The organism is Lactobacillus sp. ESL0703, from assembly GCF_029433435.1.
GTDB lineage: Bacteria > Bacillota > Bacilli > Lactobacillales > Lactobacillaceae > Lactobacillus.
Genome location: NZ_JAQTIB010000001.1, coordinates 424,355 through 441,629, shown reverse-complemented (window position 1 = coordinate 441,629; position 17,275 = coordinate 424,355). Strand labels below are relative to the sequence as shown.

17 protein-coding genes are annotated in these 17,275 nt (G+C 40.5%); 13 read left to right on the top strand and 4 right to left on the bottom strand.

Translation table 11 applies throughout. From position 1 onward, the window contains the following. Window positions 1-42: 42 nt before the first annotated feature. The 3 genes from PT278_RS01935 to rpsD form a co-directional block, all read right to left on the bottom strand. Window positions 43-1,350, bottom strand: coding sequence for a replication-associated recombination protein A (locus PT278_RS01935; RefSeq protein ID WP_277129768.1), 1,308 nt, complete (start codon window positions 1,348-1,350; stop codon window positions 43-45). Further along, a complete protein-coding gene (locus PT278_RS01930) occupies window positions 1,350-1,817 on the bottom strand; it encodes a YueI family protein (protein ID WP_277129767.1) in 468 nt (155 codons plus the stop codon). The genes PT278_RS01935 and PT278_RS01930 overlap by 1 nt, the downstream gene beginning before the upstream one ends. A gap of 72 nt (window positions 1,818-1,889) precedes the next feature. Beyond that, on the bottom strand, window positions 1,890-2,501 hold the full coding sequence (gene rpsD / locus PT278_RS01925) for a 30S ribosomal protein S4 (protein WP_277129766.1): 612 nt from the start codon (window positions 2,499-2,501) through the stop codon (window positions 1,890-1,892). Window positions 2,502-2,844: 343 nt separating this feature from the next. On the opposite strand from rpsD, the gene ezrA reads away from it, so the two are divergent. The 10 genes from ezrA (at window position 2,845) to mreD (ending at window position 15,123) form a co-directional block, all read left to right on the top strand. Beyond that, complete coding sequence (ezrA, locus tag PT278_RS01920; RefSeq protein WP_277129765.1) at window positions 2,845-4,560, top strand: septation ring formation regulator EzrA; 1,716 nt, start codon at window positions 2,845-2,847, stop codon at window positions 4,558-4,560. A gap of 139 nt (window positions 4,561-4,699) precedes the next feature. Continuing rightward, window positions 4,700-5,857 (top strand): cysteine desulfurase family protein, encoded by a 1,158-nt coding sequence (locus tag PT278_RS01915; protein ID WP_277129764.1) that lies wholly within the window; start codon window positions 4,700-4,702, stop codon window positions 5,855-5,857. Window positions 5,858-5,860: 3 nt separating this feature from the next. Beyond that, window positions 5,861-7,078, top strand: coding sequence for a tRNA uracil 4-sulfurtransferase ThiI (gene thiI / locus PT278_RS01910; protein ID WP_277129763.1), 1,218 nt, complete (start codon window positions 5,861-5,863; stop codon window positions 7,076-7,078). A 269-nt stretch (window positions 7,079-7,347) separates the two neighbouring features. After that, a complete protein-coding gene (locus PT278_RS01905; protein WP_277129762.1) occupies window positions 7,348-9,987 on the top strand; it encodes a valine--tRNA ligase in 2,640 nt (879 codons plus the stop codon). A 1-nt stretch (window position 9,988) separates the two neighbouring features. Beyond that, a complete protein-coding gene (locus PT278_RS01900) occupies window positions 9,989-11,266 on the top strand; it encodes a folylpolyglutamate synthase/dihydrofolate synthase family protein (RefSeq protein WP_277129761.1) in 1,278 nt (425 codons plus the stop codon). Continuing rightward, the gene (locus tag PT278_RS01895; protein ID WP_277129760.1) at window positions 11,247-11,927 is read left to right on the top strand and encodes an HAD family phosphatase; all 681 of its coding nucleotides are present in this window, start codon (window positions 11,247-11,249) and stop codon (window positions 11,925-11,927) included. The genes PT278_RS01900 and PT278_RS01895 overlap by 20 nt, the downstream gene beginning before the upstream one ends. A 36-nt stretch (window positions 11,928-11,963) precedes the next feature. Then, window positions 11,964-12,587, top strand: a complete 624-nt coding sequence (locus PT278_RS01890) for a JAB domain-containing protein (protein ID WP_277129759.1) — start codon at window positions 11,964-11,966, stop codon at window positions 12,585-12,587. A gap of 97 nt (window positions 12,588-12,684) precedes the next feature. Continuing rightward, window positions 12,685-13,689 carry a rod shape-determining protein gene (locus PT278_RS01885; protein ID WP_277129758.1) on the top strand — a complete coding sequence of 335 codons (1,005 nt, stop codon included), beginning with the start codon at window positions 12,685-12,687 and terminating at the stop codon, window positions 13,687-13,689. A 49-nt stretch (window positions 13,690-13,738) separates the two neighbouring features. After that, on the top strand, window positions 13,739-14,590 hold the full coding sequence (gene mreC / locus PT278_RS01880) for a rod shape-determining protein MreC (RefSeq protein ID WP_277129757.1): 852 nt from the start codon (window positions 13,739-13,741) through the stop codon (window positions 14,588-14,590). Further along, window positions 14,590-15,123 (top strand): rod shape-determining protein MreD, encoded by a 534-nt coding sequence (gene mreD / locus PT278_RS01875; protein ID WP_277129756.1) that lies wholly within the window; start codon window positions 14,590-14,592, stop codon window positions 15,121-15,123. The genes mreC and mreD overlap by 1 nt, the downstream gene beginning before the upstream one ends. 32 nt (window positions 15,124-15,155) lie before the next feature. On the opposite strand, the gene PT278_RS01870 is transcribed toward mreD, so the two are convergent. Continuing rightward, on the bottom strand, window positions 15,156-15,293 hold the full coding sequence (locus tag PT278_RS01870; protein WP_277129755.1) for a DUF4044 domain-containing protein: 138 nt from the start codon (window positions 15,291-15,293) through the stop codon (window positions 15,156-15,158). Between the two features lie 92 nt (window positions 15,294-15,385). Here PT278_RS01870 and PT278_RS01865 point away from each other — a divergent pair, with 92 nt between their 5' ends. From PT278_RS01865 to rsmH, 3 genes are all read left to right on the top strand, one after another. Beyond that, window positions 15,386-15,712, top strand: a complete 327-nt coding sequence (locus tag PT278_RS01865; RefSeq protein WP_277129754.1) for a DUF3397 domain-containing protein — start codon at window positions 15,386-15,388, stop codon at window positions 15,710-15,712. Window positions 15,713-15,882: 170 nt separating this feature from the next. Continuing rightward, complete coding sequence (gene mraZ / locus PT278_RS01860) at window positions 15,883-16,314, top strand: division/cell wall cluster transcriptional repressor MraZ (RefSeq protein ID WP_277129753.1); 432 nt, start codon at window positions 15,883-15,885, stop codon at window positions 16,312-16,314. Between the two features lie 3 nt (window positions 16,315-16,317). Continuing rightward, complete coding sequence (gene rsmH / locus PT278_RS01855; RefSeq protein WP_277129752.1) at window positions 16,318-17,265, top strand: 16S rRNA (cytosine(1402)-N(4))-methyltransferase RsmH; 948 nt, start codon at window positions 16,318-16,320, stop codon at window positions 17,263-17,265. Window positions 17,266-17,275 lie beyond the last annotated feature (10 nt).

The window sequence follows — 17,275 nt, the reverse complement described above, 5'->3', positions numbered from 1 at the left end:
TGTTAAAATGACAATTTGGGGCATTTTTTGTTTTATATAGAATTATTTCTGTTTGTTAAGACCATCTTTTTGCATTTGCTGCAAAATTTGGTATTGCTTCTTGAGTGCTTTTTCAATTTTGGAATTGCCCTTGGGCGTAAAATATTGTTTGTCAACTAATTGATCGGGCAAGTATTGCTGGGCAATCCAGTCATTGGGGTAATCGTGAGGATAAGTATAACCTGCACCATGGCCCAACTTTTTGGCGCCAGAATAATGGGCATCCTTAAGGTCGGCTGGAATTGAGCCAATATCATTTTGACGAACGTCGCTAAGGGCGGTATCAATTGCTGCCATGGCACTGTTACTCTTAGGCGAAAGTGCTAGTTCAATAACTGCGTTAGCCAAAGGAATACGGGCTTCGGGGAAGCCAAGACTTTGGGCAGCCTGAATGGCAATAATTGCGTGTTGTGCTGCTGCAGGATTAGCTAAACCAACGTCTTCATAGGCAATGACACTCAGGCGTCGGCAAATAGAAACTAAATCGCCGGATTCGATTAAGCGCGCCAAGTAGTGTAGGGCGGCATCAGTGTCAGAACCGCGAATTGACTTTTGAAAAGCTGAGACCAGATCATAATGGCCGTCGCCAGAGGCGTCAAAATTTTGACTGCGCATCTGAATCGAATCGGCCATTTCTTCTTGAGTAATGGTAAAGCCAGTATCTTCTTTTCCGTCAGCAATCAGTTCCTGCTTGGTTGACCGCACGGCTAATTCCAGGCCGTTTAAGGTTGCACGCAAATCGCCGTTTCCTTTTTGAATTAGTAATTTTTCCGCATCATTGGTTAGTTTTACCTGATATTCACCAAGACCATTTTGCTTATCAGTTAGGGCACGATTAATTGCCTGTGCAACATCGTTTTCAGCTAACGGTTTAAGTTCGAAAATCTGACAGCGAGACCTGATGGCGGGAGAAATTGAAATGTATGGATTTTCAGTTGTGGCACCAATTAGAATAATTTGACCAGATTCAAGTAGCGGCAGAAGATAATCCTGCTTAGTTTTGTCCAAGCGATGAATTTCATCTAGTAATAAAATTACTGTCCCGCTCATTTTGCCTTCGGCGGCTACTTGTTCCAGCTGTTTCTTACTGTCAGTGGCAGCGTTTAACTTACGAAAAGCATACTTGGTTGAACCAGCAATTGCGCTAGCAATACTGGTCTTACCAATTCCCGGCGGTCCATACAAAATCATGGAAGAAAGTAACTTGGCTTCAACCATTCGGCGAATAATCTTACCGGGACCAATCAAGTGCTGCTGCCCGACAACCTCATCAAGATTTTGTGGGCGCATGCGATAAGCTAATGGCTTCATTAATGTCCTCCATGAAAGAGTCGGTGCCAGAAGCTTGGCTTTTTCTCTTTAGACTGTCCCAATTCCATCTTGGGCATTTCTGGCGGATAAACTTGACCAATTTCAACGCGCATCTTGTTGATTGCAGTTTTGGCTACGACAAGGACAGCAGTATCTTGGGCACCAGTTCGTGCAGTTTCATTGTTGACGAGGGTGAAAGGAACATTGTATTGCCCACATTTAGCTTCAATTTGGTCCAAAAATTCACCGCTTAAGTTGCCGTTAATTAAGATTGAGTAATCACGATAATCGGCAAAATGTTCTAAAAAAGTAGTAGTTAATTCAGGCTTTTCGACTTCGGTATTGTCCATTCTGACTAATACACGCTCACGCAAAGAACCCAAAAAACGCCGCCGCTCATCTGGCTTAGTTTGCGGGGTAATTCCTTGGGCAGCATTTTCAACTCGAGTATTCAAATCTTCTGTCATAACTGATATTTCTTCTTTCTTGGGTAGCAAAAACCCCTCTCCAAAGTGGAAAGGGGCATGCGAATGTAGAAATTAAAGTAACTTGTTGTAGTATTCAACAACGAGGGCTTCGTTAATTTCTGGTTCCATTTCATCACGTTCTGGAAGACGTACAAGAGTACCTTCCATCTTGTTGTCATCAAATGAAACAAATGATGGACGAGTTACGACTGCTTCAAGAGCATCCTTAACTTGTTGTAAGTTCTTTGACTTTTCCTTCAAGCCAATGGTTTGACCAACTTGAACTTCGTATGAAGGAATGTCAACACGTTTACCATCAACAGTGATGTGACCGTGGTTAACTAATTGTCTAGCTTGTTGTCTAGTAGTAGCTAAACCTAAACGGAAAACAACGCTGTCCAAACGACGCTCTAACAAGATCATGAAGTTAGTACCGTGTTCGCCTTCACGAATCTTACCAGCTTGAGTGAACAAAGTTCTAAATTGACGTTCGTTTAAACCGTACATCCAACGTAACTTTTGCTTTTCGTGCAATTGCTCGCCGTATTCTGATAAACGACCACGTGAGTTAGGACCGTGTTGACCAGGAGCATAGTTACGACGACTAATTTCCTTGCCAGTACCTGAAAGTGAGATACCTAATCTTCTTGAGCGTTTCCAACTTGGACCTGTATATCTTGACATAAAATCCTCCAATAAAATCTGATAACAGTTTCTGGAGTAAAATATTACACATAAGTTCAACATTCGTGCATCTTAATTTTCATTTTCGCCTGTTGCAGCGTCGGTTACTCGTTCACTAAAACGTATTAAGATGTTGACGTTCTTGTCACTTATAGCTGCAAATATTTTACACGAAACTTATTATATCGGTGTTAACTTGCTAAAGCAAGGAAAAAGCCGATTTTAACTGCTTTTATGCTTAAAAAATGATATTTTTTCAATTAAATTGTACACATCTTTAAAACTACAGCCCACAGTAAGTGAGAAGTTTGTTATAATAAAGGGTAGTTTTGGAGGAGAAAATATGTCACCAACCCAATCTATAATCGTAGTAATTGCAGTTTTGCTAATTCTAATTGTTGTTGCCCTCATGCTCTACATTAACCGCCGTCAATTGCGGGAGATTTTGGAGCTGGACGACTTAATTACTAAAATCGAAAAAATGCATTTGCAACAAGATATTGACCGGTTAAATAAAATGGATCTTGCGGGCGAAAGCCTGACTACCTTAACAACTTGGCGCAAGAGTTATCAGGAAGCAACGAGTAAGAAAATTCCGCAGGTACAAAAGTTGCTGGAACAGGCGGCTGATGAAAATGTTCACTATCGTTTATTGAAGTCGCACCAAAATATTAAACAGGCGCAGGCAATCATGAAGCAAACCTTTGATGATGCCAAGAATACCAAGGATGTTTTTACGGAATTACTTGAATCTAACCGGGAAAATCAGGTGCAGTATGAGGCCCTAATTAAGATTTATCACCAGTTACGCAAGAATGTGCTCGCTGATTCGTTTGATTATGGGACCGCGTTAGATCAGATTGAAAATAACTTATCGAGTTTGGAAAATGACTTTACTGAAGCCAAGAACTTATCGTCTCAGGGCGATCAAGTCGAAGCCAAGCGGATTTTATCAAAGATTAAGGCAACCTTGACAACGCTCCAAGAAGAATTGCCGGAGCTTAAGGAAAGTCGGCATGAGTTAGATTCAGTTTTTCAAGATCAATTGCGGGAGTTGTCGGATTCCTATAAAAAGATGATGGCCAACAAGTACTACATTACTGAAATTGATATTTTGGATAAAATCAAAGAAATTCGGGATCAGGTTACTGAGGCTGGGCAATTTTTAACGGAACTAAAATTATTAGAATTGTCTAAGTATATTAAGGAAATCAAGCAGGAAATTGCCAGTCTCTATGATGTTTTAGCCAAGGAATATAAGGCACGGCCATTTGTCGAGGAAAACCAGGATAAAATTCAACGCTTATTATCGCGTGAACAGGTAGAATCCAAGAATTTGGTTGCCAAATTGCGCCACATTGATGAGAGCTACGAGTTGACACACGGCGAACTAGCAAAGAGCCGCCAACTTGAGCAAGAAGTAAACGACATGAACCGGCAATATACAGTTGATACGCAAAACGTTGCTGACGGCAAGGGCGTTTATTCAGAAATCAAGGACTCCTGGCTGGCAATGCTGGAACGCTTACGAGAAATTGGCGAGCAGCAAAAGCAAATGTCAGAAGATGTCGACGGTCTGTATGATTCGGAAAATGTGGCTAACGACTCAATCAACCGCTTTAAGCAGGAAGTTTCTTTGGTCTATCGGCGCTTAGAACGCAAAAAACTGCCGGGTAATCCTGATACCTTTGTACAAATGTATACTCTAGTAATTAATGAGATTGGTCATGTTGCCAAGGAGTTAAGTGAAGTGCGAATTAATATGGAAAAGATTTCCAACGAATTAATTCAGATTTCTGATGATGTTGAGCGTTTAAAACGTGAAGCTGATGATATTATTAATTCTGCTGATCTGGTTGAGTTGACATTGCAATACTCCAATAAGTATTCGGATAATGATGCAATTAAACGTGCCCAAAAGAAGACAATGCAGCTTTATAGTCAAGACTTTAATTATAAGGAAGCTTTAGATACCATTGCGACGGCAATTGAGAAGGCAGAACCTGGGTCATACCAACGATTAGAGAATTTATATTATTCCGATAAAAAGGTTGAATAAATCTTTAAAACAGTTTTAGGAATTTTCTAGAGCTGTTTTTACTTTAAAATTAATATTAATTGAAGCAAAGCTATATTTAAGTTACAATTTATAAGTTGAAGAAGTGCCTCAGTAGGCTTTTTTGAGGGGAGTAAGGTTTGTGATTTATTTTGACAATAGTGCGACAACTAAGATTGATCCGGCAGTGTTAGCTACCTACGATCAAGTTGCGCAAAATATTTGGGGGAATCCGTCTAGTTTACATAAGATGGGCGATCGGGCTTATCAATTACTGACAAGCTCGCGCAAACAAATTGCAAGCCTGTTGGGTGCCAAGCAGGATGAAATTTTCTTTACTTCTGGTGGAACCGAATCCAACAATACGGCAATCAAGGGGACAGCAATTCAGAAGCGCGAATTTGGTAAACACATTATTACTTCAAGTGTTGAACATGCTTCGGTTGCCAATGCTTTTAATGCGTTAGAAAACTTAGGTTATCGCGTGACTCGGCTTCCGGTTGATAAGGAAGGCCGCGTGAATGTCAATGATTTGCGGAACGCTCTTGATACGGATACAACGTTAGTTTCGATTATGGGTGTTAATAATGAAATTGGGACCATTCAACCGATTGAAGCTATTAGCGATTTATTAACGAATTACCCGACAATCCAATTCCACGTTGATAACGTTCAGGCTTTGGGCAAGAACATTTGGCCGCGGGTATTTACACCGCGGGTTGACTTGTCTAGTTTATCAGCGCACAAGTTCCATGCGCCACGTGGTATTGGTATTTTATATAAAAAAGAAGGCAAGATGTTGTCACCACTTCACGATGGCGGCGGCCAAGAAAAGGGCCTGCGTTCTGGTACAGAAAACTTGCCGGCAATTGCGGCAATGGCTAAAGCAATGCGGCTGGTACTAACTGATGAGGCGGATAAGGCTAACCATGAAGCAGCAATTAAACGTAAGATTGTTGATTACTTGCAGGATAAGCCAGGAATAAAGATTTTTTCACCGGTTAGTGATGATTTCACGCCGCACATTTTGTGTTTTGCCTTAGAAGGTATTCGCGGGGAAACGCTGGTTCATACTTTAGAAGAACATGACATTTACACGTCAACAACTTCTGCTTGTGCTTCAACTAAGACTGATGAGGCAAGCACATTAGTTTCAATGCATGTTGATGATAAGATAGCGACTAGTGCTATTCGGTTAAGCTTTGATGAAAGCAACACTATAGAAGAAGCCGATGAATTTATCGCCGTCTTCGATAAGATTTATCAGCATTTTGCTAAAATTAATCACTTGGGAGAATAATTAATGGAATATACGGAAATTATGGTTCGCTACGGTGAACTATCGACAAAAGGAAAGAACAGGAAGGACTTCATTGGTAAGCTTGCCGGTAACGTAACCAAGGTGCTGCGTAAGTTCCCGCAAGTTGAAATCCATCCGCGTCATGACCGGATGCACATTGTTTTGAATGGGGCACCATTTACTGAAATCGACCAACGGTTAAAAAAGGTCTTTGGGATTCAAACTTACTCACCAACAATTAAGGTAGAAAAAACGCTGCAGGCAATTGAAGAAACATCTTTAGCTTTAATGAAGGAAACTTTCAAAAAGGGCATGACCTTTAAAGTTAACACTAAGCGTAGTGACCACCATTTTGCCTATGATACCAATGAGTTAAACTCATTGGTTGGTGATTATTTATTTGAAAATATGCCCGACCTAAAGGTAGAAATGAAGCAGCCTGACTTAGTGCTGCGCATTGAAGTTCGCCAAGATGCAATTTATATTTCTAACCAATTACTGCACGGTGCCGGCGGGATGCCTGTTGGTACTGGTGGTCGTGCTGTCATGATGCTTTCAGGCGGGATTGACTCGCCGGTTGCATCATATTTGGCATTAAAGCGCGGGGTTGATATTGAAATGGTCCATTTCTTTAGTCCACCTTACACTACCGAAAAAGCCTTGAACAAGGCAAAGGAATTAACTGGTATCTTGGCAAATTATGCTGGCCGGATTAATTTTATCGCCGTACCGTTTGCGGAAATTCAAGAGACGATTAAAGAAAAAGTGCCGGAAGGTTACTTGATGACGGTTCAACGTCGGTTTATGTTGCGGCTTGCTGATGAAATTCGGGCTAAAAGAAACGAATTGGCAATCTTTAATGGCGAATCAGTTGGTCAAGTTGCTTCCCAGACTTTGGAATCAATGATGGCAATTAACGATGTGACGACCACTCCTGTTGTGCGGCCAGTAGCGACAATGGACAAGACCGAAATTATTCGCTTGGCTGAAGATATTGGTACATTTGACTTATCTATCAAACCATTCGAAGATTGCTGTACTATTTTTGCCCCGCCGCGGCCAAAGACCAAGCCAAAGGTTGATAAGGCTCGTGAATATGAAGCTCGTCTTGACGTTGAAGGCTTAATTGAACGGGCTCTTGCCGGGATCGAAGTTACGGCAATTTACCCTGATGACAAGTTTTTGGCTGATAAAGCTGAAGAAGATGCTGCATTACTGTAAAAAAGTGCTATAATAACTAGCAAAGCAATAACCAAGAGGTATTAACTTTACAAACAGAGAAAGGCTAAAATGGTGCAAGGCCGAAAGTTAATTGGTAGCTTGGTTTTAACTGATTGACTGAACTAACAGTAAGTTAATCCGGCAAATTTCGCCGTTATCACGATGTAAGAGAAGCAGTAGTTGCTTAACTTAGGTGGTACCGCGGTTAGTAAATCGTCCTAGACATAGCGTCTAGGACGATTTTTTATTATCAGAAAGAAGGAAATTATATGACAGATTTGGCGCCAAAATATGACCATCAGGCAGTTGAAGATGGTCGTTACCAAACTTGGCTAGATGAGGACTTATTTAAGCCGTCAGGTGATAAAAAGGCTCATCCATATTCAATTGTTATCCCCCCACCAAACGTAACGGGTAAGTTACACTTGGGCCATGCTTGGGATACCGCAATTCAGGATACCTTGATTCGTTTTAAGCGGATGCAAGGCTATGACACCTTGTATTTGCCAGGAATGGACCATGCGGGGATTGCCACGCAAGCTAAAGTTGAAGCCAAATTGCGCAAGCAAGGCAAGGATCGTCACGAAATGGGACGTGAAGCTTTTGTCAAGCAAGTTTGGGACTGGAAAGATGAATACGCCAATATTATCAAGGGTCAATGGGCCAAAATGGGTCTGTCACTTGATTATTCGCGTGAACGTTTTACCTTAGATGAGGGCTTGTCTAAGGCTGTTCGGCGGGTATTCGTTCAATTATATAATGAAGGCTTAATTTATCGCGCCCAATACATTATTAATTGGGATCCAGCTTTGCAGACAGCCTTGAGTGATATTGAGGTTATTCACCAAGACGACAAGGGTGCTTTTTATCACATCAAATATCCGTTTGCGGATGGCTCGGGCTTCGTTGAAATCGCAACAACTCGGCCAGAAACAATGTTTGGTGATACGGCCGTTGCGGTTGCTCCTGGGGATGAACGCTACAAGGACTTTGTTGGTAAAGAATTGATTGTGCCACTTGTTGGCCGTCATATTCCAATTATTGAAGACGAACATGCTGATCCAGATTTTGGTACTGGTCTGGTAAAGATTACGCCGGCTCACGACCCGAATGACTTTGCCACAGGAAACCGTCATAACTTAAAGCGGATTAACGTAATGAACGATGACGGTACGATGAACGAGGAATGTGGCAAGTATGCTGGTATGGATCGGTTTGACTGCCGTAAGCAAGTCGTTGCCGATTTGAAGGAACAAGGCTACTTGATTAAGGTTAAGCCAATTGTCCACGCCGTTGGTCACTCAGAGCGTTCAGGTGTTCAAGTTGAGCCGCGTCTGTCAACGCAATGGTTTGTTAAGATGAAGCCATTAGCTGACAAGGTTTTAGCTAATCAAAAGACTGACGACAAGGTTAACTTTGTTCCTGAACGCTTTGAACAAACACTTGAACACTGGATGGAAAATGTTCATGACTGGGTAATTTCACGGCAACTATGGTGGGGACACCGGATTCCAGCTTGGTACAACAAAAAGACTGGCGAAATGTATGTCGGTGAAGAAGCACCTAAGGATATTGAAAACTGGGATCAAGATCCAGATGTTTTGGATACTTGGTTCTCAAGTGCTTTGTGGCCATTTTCAACAATGGGTTGGCCTGATGAGGATTCAGAAGACTTTAAACGTTACTTCCCAACTAATGCTTTAGTTACCGGCTATGATATTATTTTCTTCTGGGTATCACGGATGATTTTCCAGAGTTTGCACTTTACTGATGAGCGTCCATTTAAGGATGTCGTTCTTCACGGCTTAATTCGTGACGAACAAGGTCGCAAGATGAGTAAGTCATTGGGTAACGGGGTTGACCCGATGGATGTTGTGAACGAATATGGTGCCGATGCATTGCGTTGGTTCTTATTGAACGGGACTGCTCCTGGTCAAGATACTCGTTACAATCCAAAGAAGTTAGCTGCAGCTTGGAACTTCATTAACAAGATTTGGAATGCATCACGATTTGTAATCATGAACCTTCCAGAAGATGCTCAACCGGCTCATATGCCTGATACCAGCAAGTTTGACTTAGCTGATAGCTGGATTTTTGACCGATTGAACCACACGGTGGGTGAAGTTATTCGCTTGTTTGACGAGTATAAGTTTGGTGAAGCTGGCCGTGAACTGTACAACTTTATTTGGAATGATTTCTGTGATTGGTACATTGAAATTTCTAAGGTTGCTTTAAATGGTGATGATGCTGAATTAAAGGCAAGAAAGCAGGATAATTTAATCTGGATTCTTGACCAAATTCTGCGGTTAATTCACCCAATCATGCCGTTTGTAACTGAAAAATTATGGTTGTCAATGCCACACGCTGGCAAGTCAATCATGGTTGCCAAATATCCTGAAACTCACAGTGAATTTGTTAACCCTCAAGCTACCCGTGATATGTCGTTCTTAATTGAAGTTATCAAGGCAGTCCGGAATATCCGCATGGAAGTTAATGCGCCAATGTCATCACCAATTGATATCATGATTCAACTTGATGATGCCGCAAATGAACGGATCTTGACAGACAACGAAGACTACGTTAAGAACTTCTTGCATCCGAAGAAGTTAGAAATCGCCACAGAAATGGCTGCACCAAAATTAGCTAAGACAGCAGTTATCTCTGGTGCCCAGATTTTTGTTCCGCTGTCTGAATTAGTTAATGTTGATGACGAAATCGAACGGATGGCAAAGGAAGAGCAAGACCTTGAAGCAGAAGTTGCTCGTTCAACCAAGAAGTTAGCTAACCAAGGCTTTGTTGCTCATGCTCCAGCCGCTGTTATTGATAAGGAAAAGGCTAAGAAGGCTGACTATGAAAGTCAATTAGCTAGTGTCCGTCAACGGATTCAGGATTTGAAAGAGAGTAAATAATGTGATTTTTACCAAAGCGCAAGATGTGATATCTTATTTATATTCGTTACCTAAGTTTCATGCTAAGGGAGACCTAACCTTTATTAGAAGGGTCTTGGCAGAATTAGATAACCCGCAAGATAAAGTTAAGATGCTGCACGTTACAGGCACTAATGGTAAGGGTTCTACTTCGTATTATTTAAGTAATTTATTGCAAAAGGCCGGTCAAAGGACTGGCCTTTTTGTCTCACCATATATTTTTGCTTTTGGTGAACGGATTCAATTAAATGGTCAAAATCTTAGTGATGACGATTTGGTAGCGACTAGCAATTTGATTGAGGAAGTTTTGCAAAAAATTAGGCAGACAGACCCGGATTTTGGGTTAGTTACCTTTGAATACGAAGCAGTGATGGCTTTTACCTATTTTGCCCAAAAAAAATGTGATTATGCTGTAATTGAAGTGGGAATTGGCGGTACTCACGATTCAACCAATGTTATTAATCCGGAAGTTAGTATTATTACTACTGTTGGCCTTGACCATGAACAGGTTATTGGTCCGACAATTCAAGATATTGCCCGTGAAAAAAGTGGAATAATTAAAAATCAGCGGCCAGTTGTTGTCGGGAATGTACCACCAACAGTTCTGCCAATCATTAAGAACAAGGCTAAGGAAGAACAAGCACCGCTATTTGAGTTAGGGCAAGACTTTACGGTAAGTAATTCTGTGCAGATAAATTATCAGGACGCAGAGCGAAAATTAACTTTTGCCATTAGACCAGAAGTTGAAGGCTACGACATTGCCGTTGCTGTTCGCGCCTTCAGCACGCTTAATTTGGCGTTGAGTAATTCAAAAATTGAAGAAGCGATTAATCAAACAATAATTCCGGGTCGCTATCAAATTTTGCAAGAGCAGCCCCTAATTATTTTGGATGGGGCGCATAATATGCAGGCAATGCAAAACCTGCTTGATTTTGTCCACCAGCAGCAGGCAAGGCGTCAAGGCAAGGTTCGGGTATTGATTACAATGATGAAAGACAAGGATTTGACGCAGGTCTTTTCTCTGTTTAAAGAATCAGATCAAGTAGAACTGACGACAATTGCATATCCGCGGGCTGCTAAAATGGCGGACTTCCCACCTACAGTGCAGGCAAAATATCCTTACCACTCAGATTGGCAATCTTGTTTTACCCAATTAAAGCAGAATAGTCAGCCGAATGATATACTGCTAGTAACGGGATCCTTTTATCTTGTCGGCGAAGTTTTGCAATTGGAGGCCACAAATGCGCGTTCAAGGAATTGATGAAGAAATCAAGGGAATCTTATTTGACATGGACGGTTTGCTGGTTAATTCCGAAAATTTATACTGGCAGGCTAATATTCAGGCGTCGAAAGAAGATCATTTAGGGACACCTGATGATACTTATTTAAAATTGGTCGGCTCGACTACAAAGGAAATGCGGGCATTTTATCAGCGTTATTTCAAAACCGAGGAAGAGCGTGTGCGGTTCATTGAACGAACTAATGAATTAGTAGAGCAATGGATTGCGGCTGGTAAGCTCAAGCTGCAGCCGGGAGTTCAGCGGGCACTTGATACATTTTATGACCTTAACTTGCCGCTTGCAGTTGTTTCTAGTAATTATGAAAAAGATATTGAACAGGAAATGTGGGCGACGGGAATTCGTAATTATTTCCAGTTTCACTTAAATTATGATGACGTCCAAAAGCATGACTTAAAGGCTAAGCCAGCACCAGATATTTACTTGTGGGCTGCGCAAAAAATAAATATTCCTAAGCAAAATTTGCTGGCCTTTGAGGATTCATCAACTGGGGTTGCCGCAGCTAGTAATGCCGGACTAAAATGTGTTATGATTCCAGACTTACTATCGCCAACTAAAGAAGATCAAACAAACGCAACGTTAATTTGTCATGATTTTAATGAATTTCTAGAAAAAGTTAAGTAGTTTTGGCGTACGTAAATAGTGAAGGGAGTGATTTGAATGGAAATCATTAAGTCCAATCACTATTTAGTAAAGACCGATATTGAATTACTAGGAAGTTTATTTAATCAGCTGCGGACAAGCGGTTTAAACGACTTAACAAAGTTAGAGACCCAATTAGCCCAGTTGCACCTAAGCAGCTTTAATGATTTGATTAAATATTTCTCAGGTCCTGACTGCAATCCACAATTAGCGGTAGTTGGCGAGGAATTAATTGACCGTTTGCGCAGTACAATTCCAGATCGTGAAGCTGTTTTAACCTCAAGCAATGAAGTGGGAACATATTTAGCTGATAAGCTTGCTGGTCATAAGCAGGAAGAATTATGGGCGATTTATATTGATAACAGTAACCATATTATCGCTGAGAAGTGTCTGTTTAAGGGAACAATTGACAAGTCCGTGGCTCATCCGCGAGAGATTTTTCGCTGGGGTCTGATCTATGCTTGTGCAGGGATGTTTGTTGTTCACAATCATCCTAGTGGTAATTTAGTGCCATCGCAGAGTGATCTTAAGTTAACGCGAATGCTTGATGAGTCTGCAGCCATGTTGCAGATTGATTTTTTAGATCATTTTATTGTCGGAAAAAACCAATTTTTGAGTATGCGTGAGCATGAATTGTTTTAAATTCGTCTAAAACTTGCTGCGGAATTCTTTTTTAAACAGTGCTTTGTGCTATAATTATTCAAGATTTAAAGACTGCAATAATTAAGGAGAGATTTTCGTGTTTGGATTTGGAGCAAAAAATATTGGTATCGATTTGGGTACGGCCAATACACTTGTTTATATGGAAGGTAAGGGGATTGTCCTTAGAGAGCCTTCCGTTGTGGCAAAGAATACCCGGACTGATAAAGTAATCGCAGTTGGTTCTGAAGCCAGAGAAATGATTGGTAGAACACCTGCTACAATCGTTGCAATTCGCCCGATGAAAGACGGTGTAATTGCCGATTACGATACAACTGCATCAATGCTGAAGTACTTTATTGATAAGACTGTTGGTAATTCCAAGCCATCAGCAATGATTTGTGTGCCTTCAGGCGTTACAGAAGTAGAAAAGCGGGCAGTAATTGATGCTGCGCGTGTTGCTGGTGCTCGTGAAGCTTACGTCATTGAAGAACCATTTGCTGCAGCAATCGGTGCTGGTCTTCCAGTAATGGACCCGACTGGTTCAATGGTTGTTGATATTGGTGGTGGTACTACTGATGTTGCTACGATTTCACTTGGTGGGATTGTTTCATCAACTTCGATTCGTCAAGCTGGCGACAAGTTCAATTCAGCAATTGTTAATTACGTTCATTCCAACTTTAATTTATTAATTGGTGAAAGAACTGCTGAAGATATTAAGATTCAAATTGGTTCAGCTTCAGTTGAAAAGGCTAAGAAAATTGAATCAGTTAATATTCGTGGCCGTGATTTGGTAACTGGCTTACCTAAGTCAGTTGATGTTAAGGCAGTTGACGTTGCTAAGGCAATTCAAGACGTCGTTCAAGATATTATTATTGCGATTAAAGAAACTTTGGAACAAACTTCTCCTGAAATTGCAGCTGATGTAATCGATCACGGTATTGTGTTGACCGGTGGTGGTGCTTTACTTAAGAACCTTCCAGATGTTATTTCTGAGGCTACTAAAGTGCCAGTATTTATTGCCCAAGATCCACTTGATTGTGTAGCAATTGGTACTGGTGAATCACTTAAAAATATTGAATTAATGCGTAGAAGTCGCAAATAATACTGAAGCCGGCTGTTTTTGCCGGCTTTTCTTTTAGGATCAATCCCATATGAAAAAATTTCTACAGAATAAAAAATTATTAACGGTATGTGTTGTTATTATTGCTATTTTTTCTGTGTTGGGTATCAGTGTTCATTTACGTAATAAACGCAATACGCCGCTAATCATTCAAAGCTTAGGTAATGATGTTGTAGCAGTCGGGACTAGAGTGGTTGACTTTCCGATCAGTCTGGTTTCTGGAGGATTAAGCAACGTTAATGAACTGCTGAATACACAGAATGAAAATAATTATTTAAAGAGTAAGGTAACTGATTTAGAGCAGACTAAAGCACGCAATGAAACCTTAGAAGCTGAAAATAAGCAATTGAAGTCAGCCTTAAAGATTAAGGGAACATTAACTGACTATGACTTAATCAATGCCTCAGTTATTTCACGGTCGCCTGATAATTGGTCAGATTTATTGGTAATCAATAAGGGAACAACATCTGGATTACGTAAGAATATGGCCGTGATGAGCGGCGGGGGCGTAATCGGCAGGATTGTCGAAGTCAGTGCAGCTTCTTCCAAGGTTGAATTAATTACAACTAGCGATAAGGCTGCTAATCGGTTTGCAGTTGAGGCGACAGCAACTAATGGCAAAAAGGTTCATGGCATTATTACCGTAGTTGGCAATAATTCTTTGGCCTTTACGCAGGCACTTGATAGCAATAAGTTAAAGCAAGGAACCAAAATTTATACTAGCGGAATGGGCGGCAATTCTCCTAAGGGACTTTTAGTTGGGACAATTGCCCGAACAACTCATGATTCCTTTGGCTTATCCGATTTGATTAAAATTACGCCAGCAGGTGAGTTAAATGATCCTTCTGTCGTAACGGTCATCAGGAGAAAGGTGGAAGACTAATGCGGTCTTGGCGCAAGTTTATTTTGGCTTTTGCCTTATATGTAGCTTTGGTACTTGACGGCAGTTTGGCATTATTTTTGCATCAATTCATGGCTTACGGTGATGCAGCCTGTTTAATCATGCCAATTGGTATGATGCTAATTGCCTTATTTGATGATTTAAATGGTAAGGAAATTTGGCTGGCTTTGGGAGCAGGTATTGTTGCCGATATTTATTTCTTTGGTATTATTGGTGCGTATGCGGTTATTTTACCAGTGGTAACTTGGCTCTTGCAGAAATCAGCAAGATTTTTACCGGAAGTCTTTTGGGCAAGATCACTCGCAGTTTTACTTGGAGTTGTTCTTATTTGTGTCTATAATTGGCTGATATTGAATGTTGTTGGCATAATTGCTGTTTCACCTAAGGCGATGCTCTTTAGTTTATTGCCGACATTAGCTTGGTCGTTTCTTTTTGTGATTTTATCGTATTCAATTTGGGGACGGTTAGCACGAAATTATCCGTTTATGGTTAATTTAGATAATTATCAACACTAAAAAAGCGTGAGAAAATTCTCACGCTTTTGTTTTTAACCGAATGTACCGTTGTTAACCAATACGATTGCTACTTGAGCAACGATTGCTGCTAAAGTGATGAATGCCATCAGCCATGCCATTATAATAGTTAACTTTTGAAATCCTGATTTTTTCTTCTTTCTCCGTGCCATTGGTTGACCTCCTTGTTTGAACAATATTTTATTCTTATTAGGAGTTTTTTTCAATTACGTAGTAAGATAAAATAAGTAATGGAGGAATTATCATGCTTTTTGTCTTTTTATTGCCGCTTGCCGGTTTGGCTTTAGCGTTTGTCCTGAACAGATTTTTTCCTAAGGCACAATTTCGCGGTTATGATGTCTTGCCACTCTTTTTGATTTTGGCATGTTATTTTATTACAAAGGTAGAAAAAAGACCAAGTTTTCTGCCATACGGCTTTTTTGTCTTCTTTATTTTGGTAATTATTGTTGCCGTTAGTGAGGCAATTAAAAATAAAAATATTTCACTTGGAAAAACACTATACCAAATTTGGAATTATTTAACCGTTTGCAGTATTTTTTGGTATCTCGGTTTGCTGGTAATGATGATTTAATCCCCACTAATTTTAAAAAATTAATATCTGATAAAAAGGCTAGAATTCAATGGATTTTAGCCTTTTTTTGCTTTAAATTAATTTAATAATTAAATAACGGACTTTTTTGGGGAAATTGTGGTAGAAAGTGGTGAAGTGTGGTAAATTATTCATTGGAAGGGGGCTAGACCATGTTCATGGGTGAATATCATCACAATCTTGACAGCAAAGGGCGGCTAATTATACCGGCTCGTTTGCGGGAACAGATTGGTGAGAAAATGGTATTCACTCGCGGAATGGAAGGCTGTATTTTCGGCTATACCACCGAGGCATGGCAGAAAATGGAAGCCAAGTTAGCGCAACTTCCGTTGACTAAGAGAAATGCGCGTAGTTTTACGCGTTTGTTTTACTCTGGTGCGATGGAATGCGAATTCGATAAGCAGGGGCGTGTCAATCTGACCACAACATTGAAGAAGCACGCAAACCTGACTAAAGAATGTGTCATCGTTGGCGTTTCTGATCGAATTGAAATTTGGTCTCAGCAGCGCTGGGAGAACTTCAGTGATGAAGCGAACGAAAATTATGATGATATTGCAGAAGATTTGGACGATATTGAACTATAAATTATGGAATTCAAACACACCAGTGTACTCTTACACGAAACAATAGATAATTTAAAACCAAAAAACGATGGTCTTTACGTAGATGCAACTTTTGGCGGTGGCGGACACGCAAGCTACCTGTTAAGTAAGCTTGAATGTGGAACATTGATTGGTTTTGATCAAGATGAATACGCAATAAAATCGGCTAAGTTAAACTTTACTGATTTATTGCAGGCTAACAGTAATCCTAGGTTAGAGTTAGTTCACGACAATTTCAGTCATTTGCAAAAGAACCTGGTTGAGCTGGGTTATACAGATGGCATTGACGGAATTTACTATGATTTAGGTGTCTCTTCACCTCAGTTTGATCAAGCAGGACGCGGCTTTTCATACCGCTTTGATGCTCGATTAGATATGCGGATGGATCAAAGCCAGACCCTTGATGCTTACCAATTAGTGAACAATTCAAGTCAAAAGGACTTGGCAGCTATCTTGTACAAATATGGCGATGAAAAATTCTCACGTCAAATTGCCCGTAAAATCGTTGAAAGAAGACAAATTAAGCCAGTTGAAACAACATTTGAATTGGTGGATTTGATTAAGGAAGCAATCCCGGCATATGCAAGACGAACGGGAGGACATCCAGCTAAAAAGACTTTTCAGGCATTACGTGTGGCTGTTAATCATGAGCTTGATGTTCTTAGAGAATCACTTGAGGAAGCCATTAAACTTTTGAAGCCTAATGGCAGAATTAGTGTAATTACCTTTCAGTCTGACGAAGACAAGATCGTTAAAAATATCTTTAAAAAATATTCTGAGGTTGAGGTACCGCGCGGAATGCCAATGATACCAGACAGTATGAAGCCAACGCTTCGTTTGGTTAATCGCAAGCCGATCGTTGCCTCAGATAAAGAGTTAGATGACAATAACCGCTCACACAGTGCAAAATTGCGAGTTGCGGAAAAATTGTAAAGAGGAAAAA

Bases quoted from the DNA above. Each gene is read 5' to 3' on its own strand.
- PT278_RS01935 (WP_277129768.1), bottom strand. From the start codon at position 1,350: ATGAAGCCATTAGCTTATCGCATGCGCCCACAAAATCTTGATGAGGTT.
- PT278_RS01930 (WP_277129767.1), bottom strand. From the start codon at position 1,817: ATGACAGAAGATTTGAATACTCGAGTTGAAAATGCTGCCCAAGGAATT.
- rpsD (WP_277129766.1), bottom strand. From the start codon at position 2,501: ATGTCAAGATATACAGGTCCAAGTTGGAAACGCTCAAGAAGATTAGGT.
- ezrA (WP_277129765.1), top strand. From the start codon at position 2,845: ATGTCACCAACCCAATCTATAATCGTAGTAATTGCAGTTTTGCTAATT.
- thiI (WP_277129763.1), top strand. From the start codon at position 5,861: ATGGAATATACGGAAATTATGGTTCGCTACGGTGAACTATCGACAAAA.
- PT278_RS01905 (WP_277129762.1), top strand. From the start codon at position 7,348: ATGACAGATTTGGCGCCAAAATATGACCATCAGGCAGTTGAAGATGGT.
- PT278_RS01895 (WP_277129760.1), top strand. From the start codon at position 11,247: ATGCGCGTTCAAGGAATTGATGAAGAAATCAAGGGAATCTTATTTGAC.
- PT278_RS01890 (WP_277129759.1), top strand. From the start codon at position 11,964: ATGGAAATCATTAAGTCCAATCACTATTTAGTAAAGACCGATATTGAA.
- mreC (WP_277129757.1), top strand. From the start codon at position 13,739: ATGAAAAAATTTCTACAGAATAAAAAATTATTAACGGTATGTGTTGTT.
- mreD (WP_277129756.1), top strand. From the start codon at position 14,590: ATGCGGTCTTGGCGCAAGTTTATTTTGGCTTTTGCCTTATATGTAGCT.
- PT278_RS01870 (WP_277129755.1), bottom strand. From the start codon at position 15,293: ATGGCACGGAGAAAGAAGAAAAAATCAGGATTTCAAAAGTTAACTATT.
- PT278_RS01865 (WP_277129754.1), top strand. From the start codon at position 15,386: ATGCTTTTTGTCTTTTTATTGCCGCTTGCCGGTTTGGCTTTAGCGTTT.
- mraZ (WP_277129753.1), top strand. From the start codon at position 15,883: ATGTTCATGGGTGAATATCATCACAATCTTGACAGCAAAGGGCGGCTA.
- rsmH (WP_277129752.1), top strand. From the start codon at position 16,318: ATGGAATTCAAACACACCAGTGTACTCTTACACGAAACAATAGATAAT.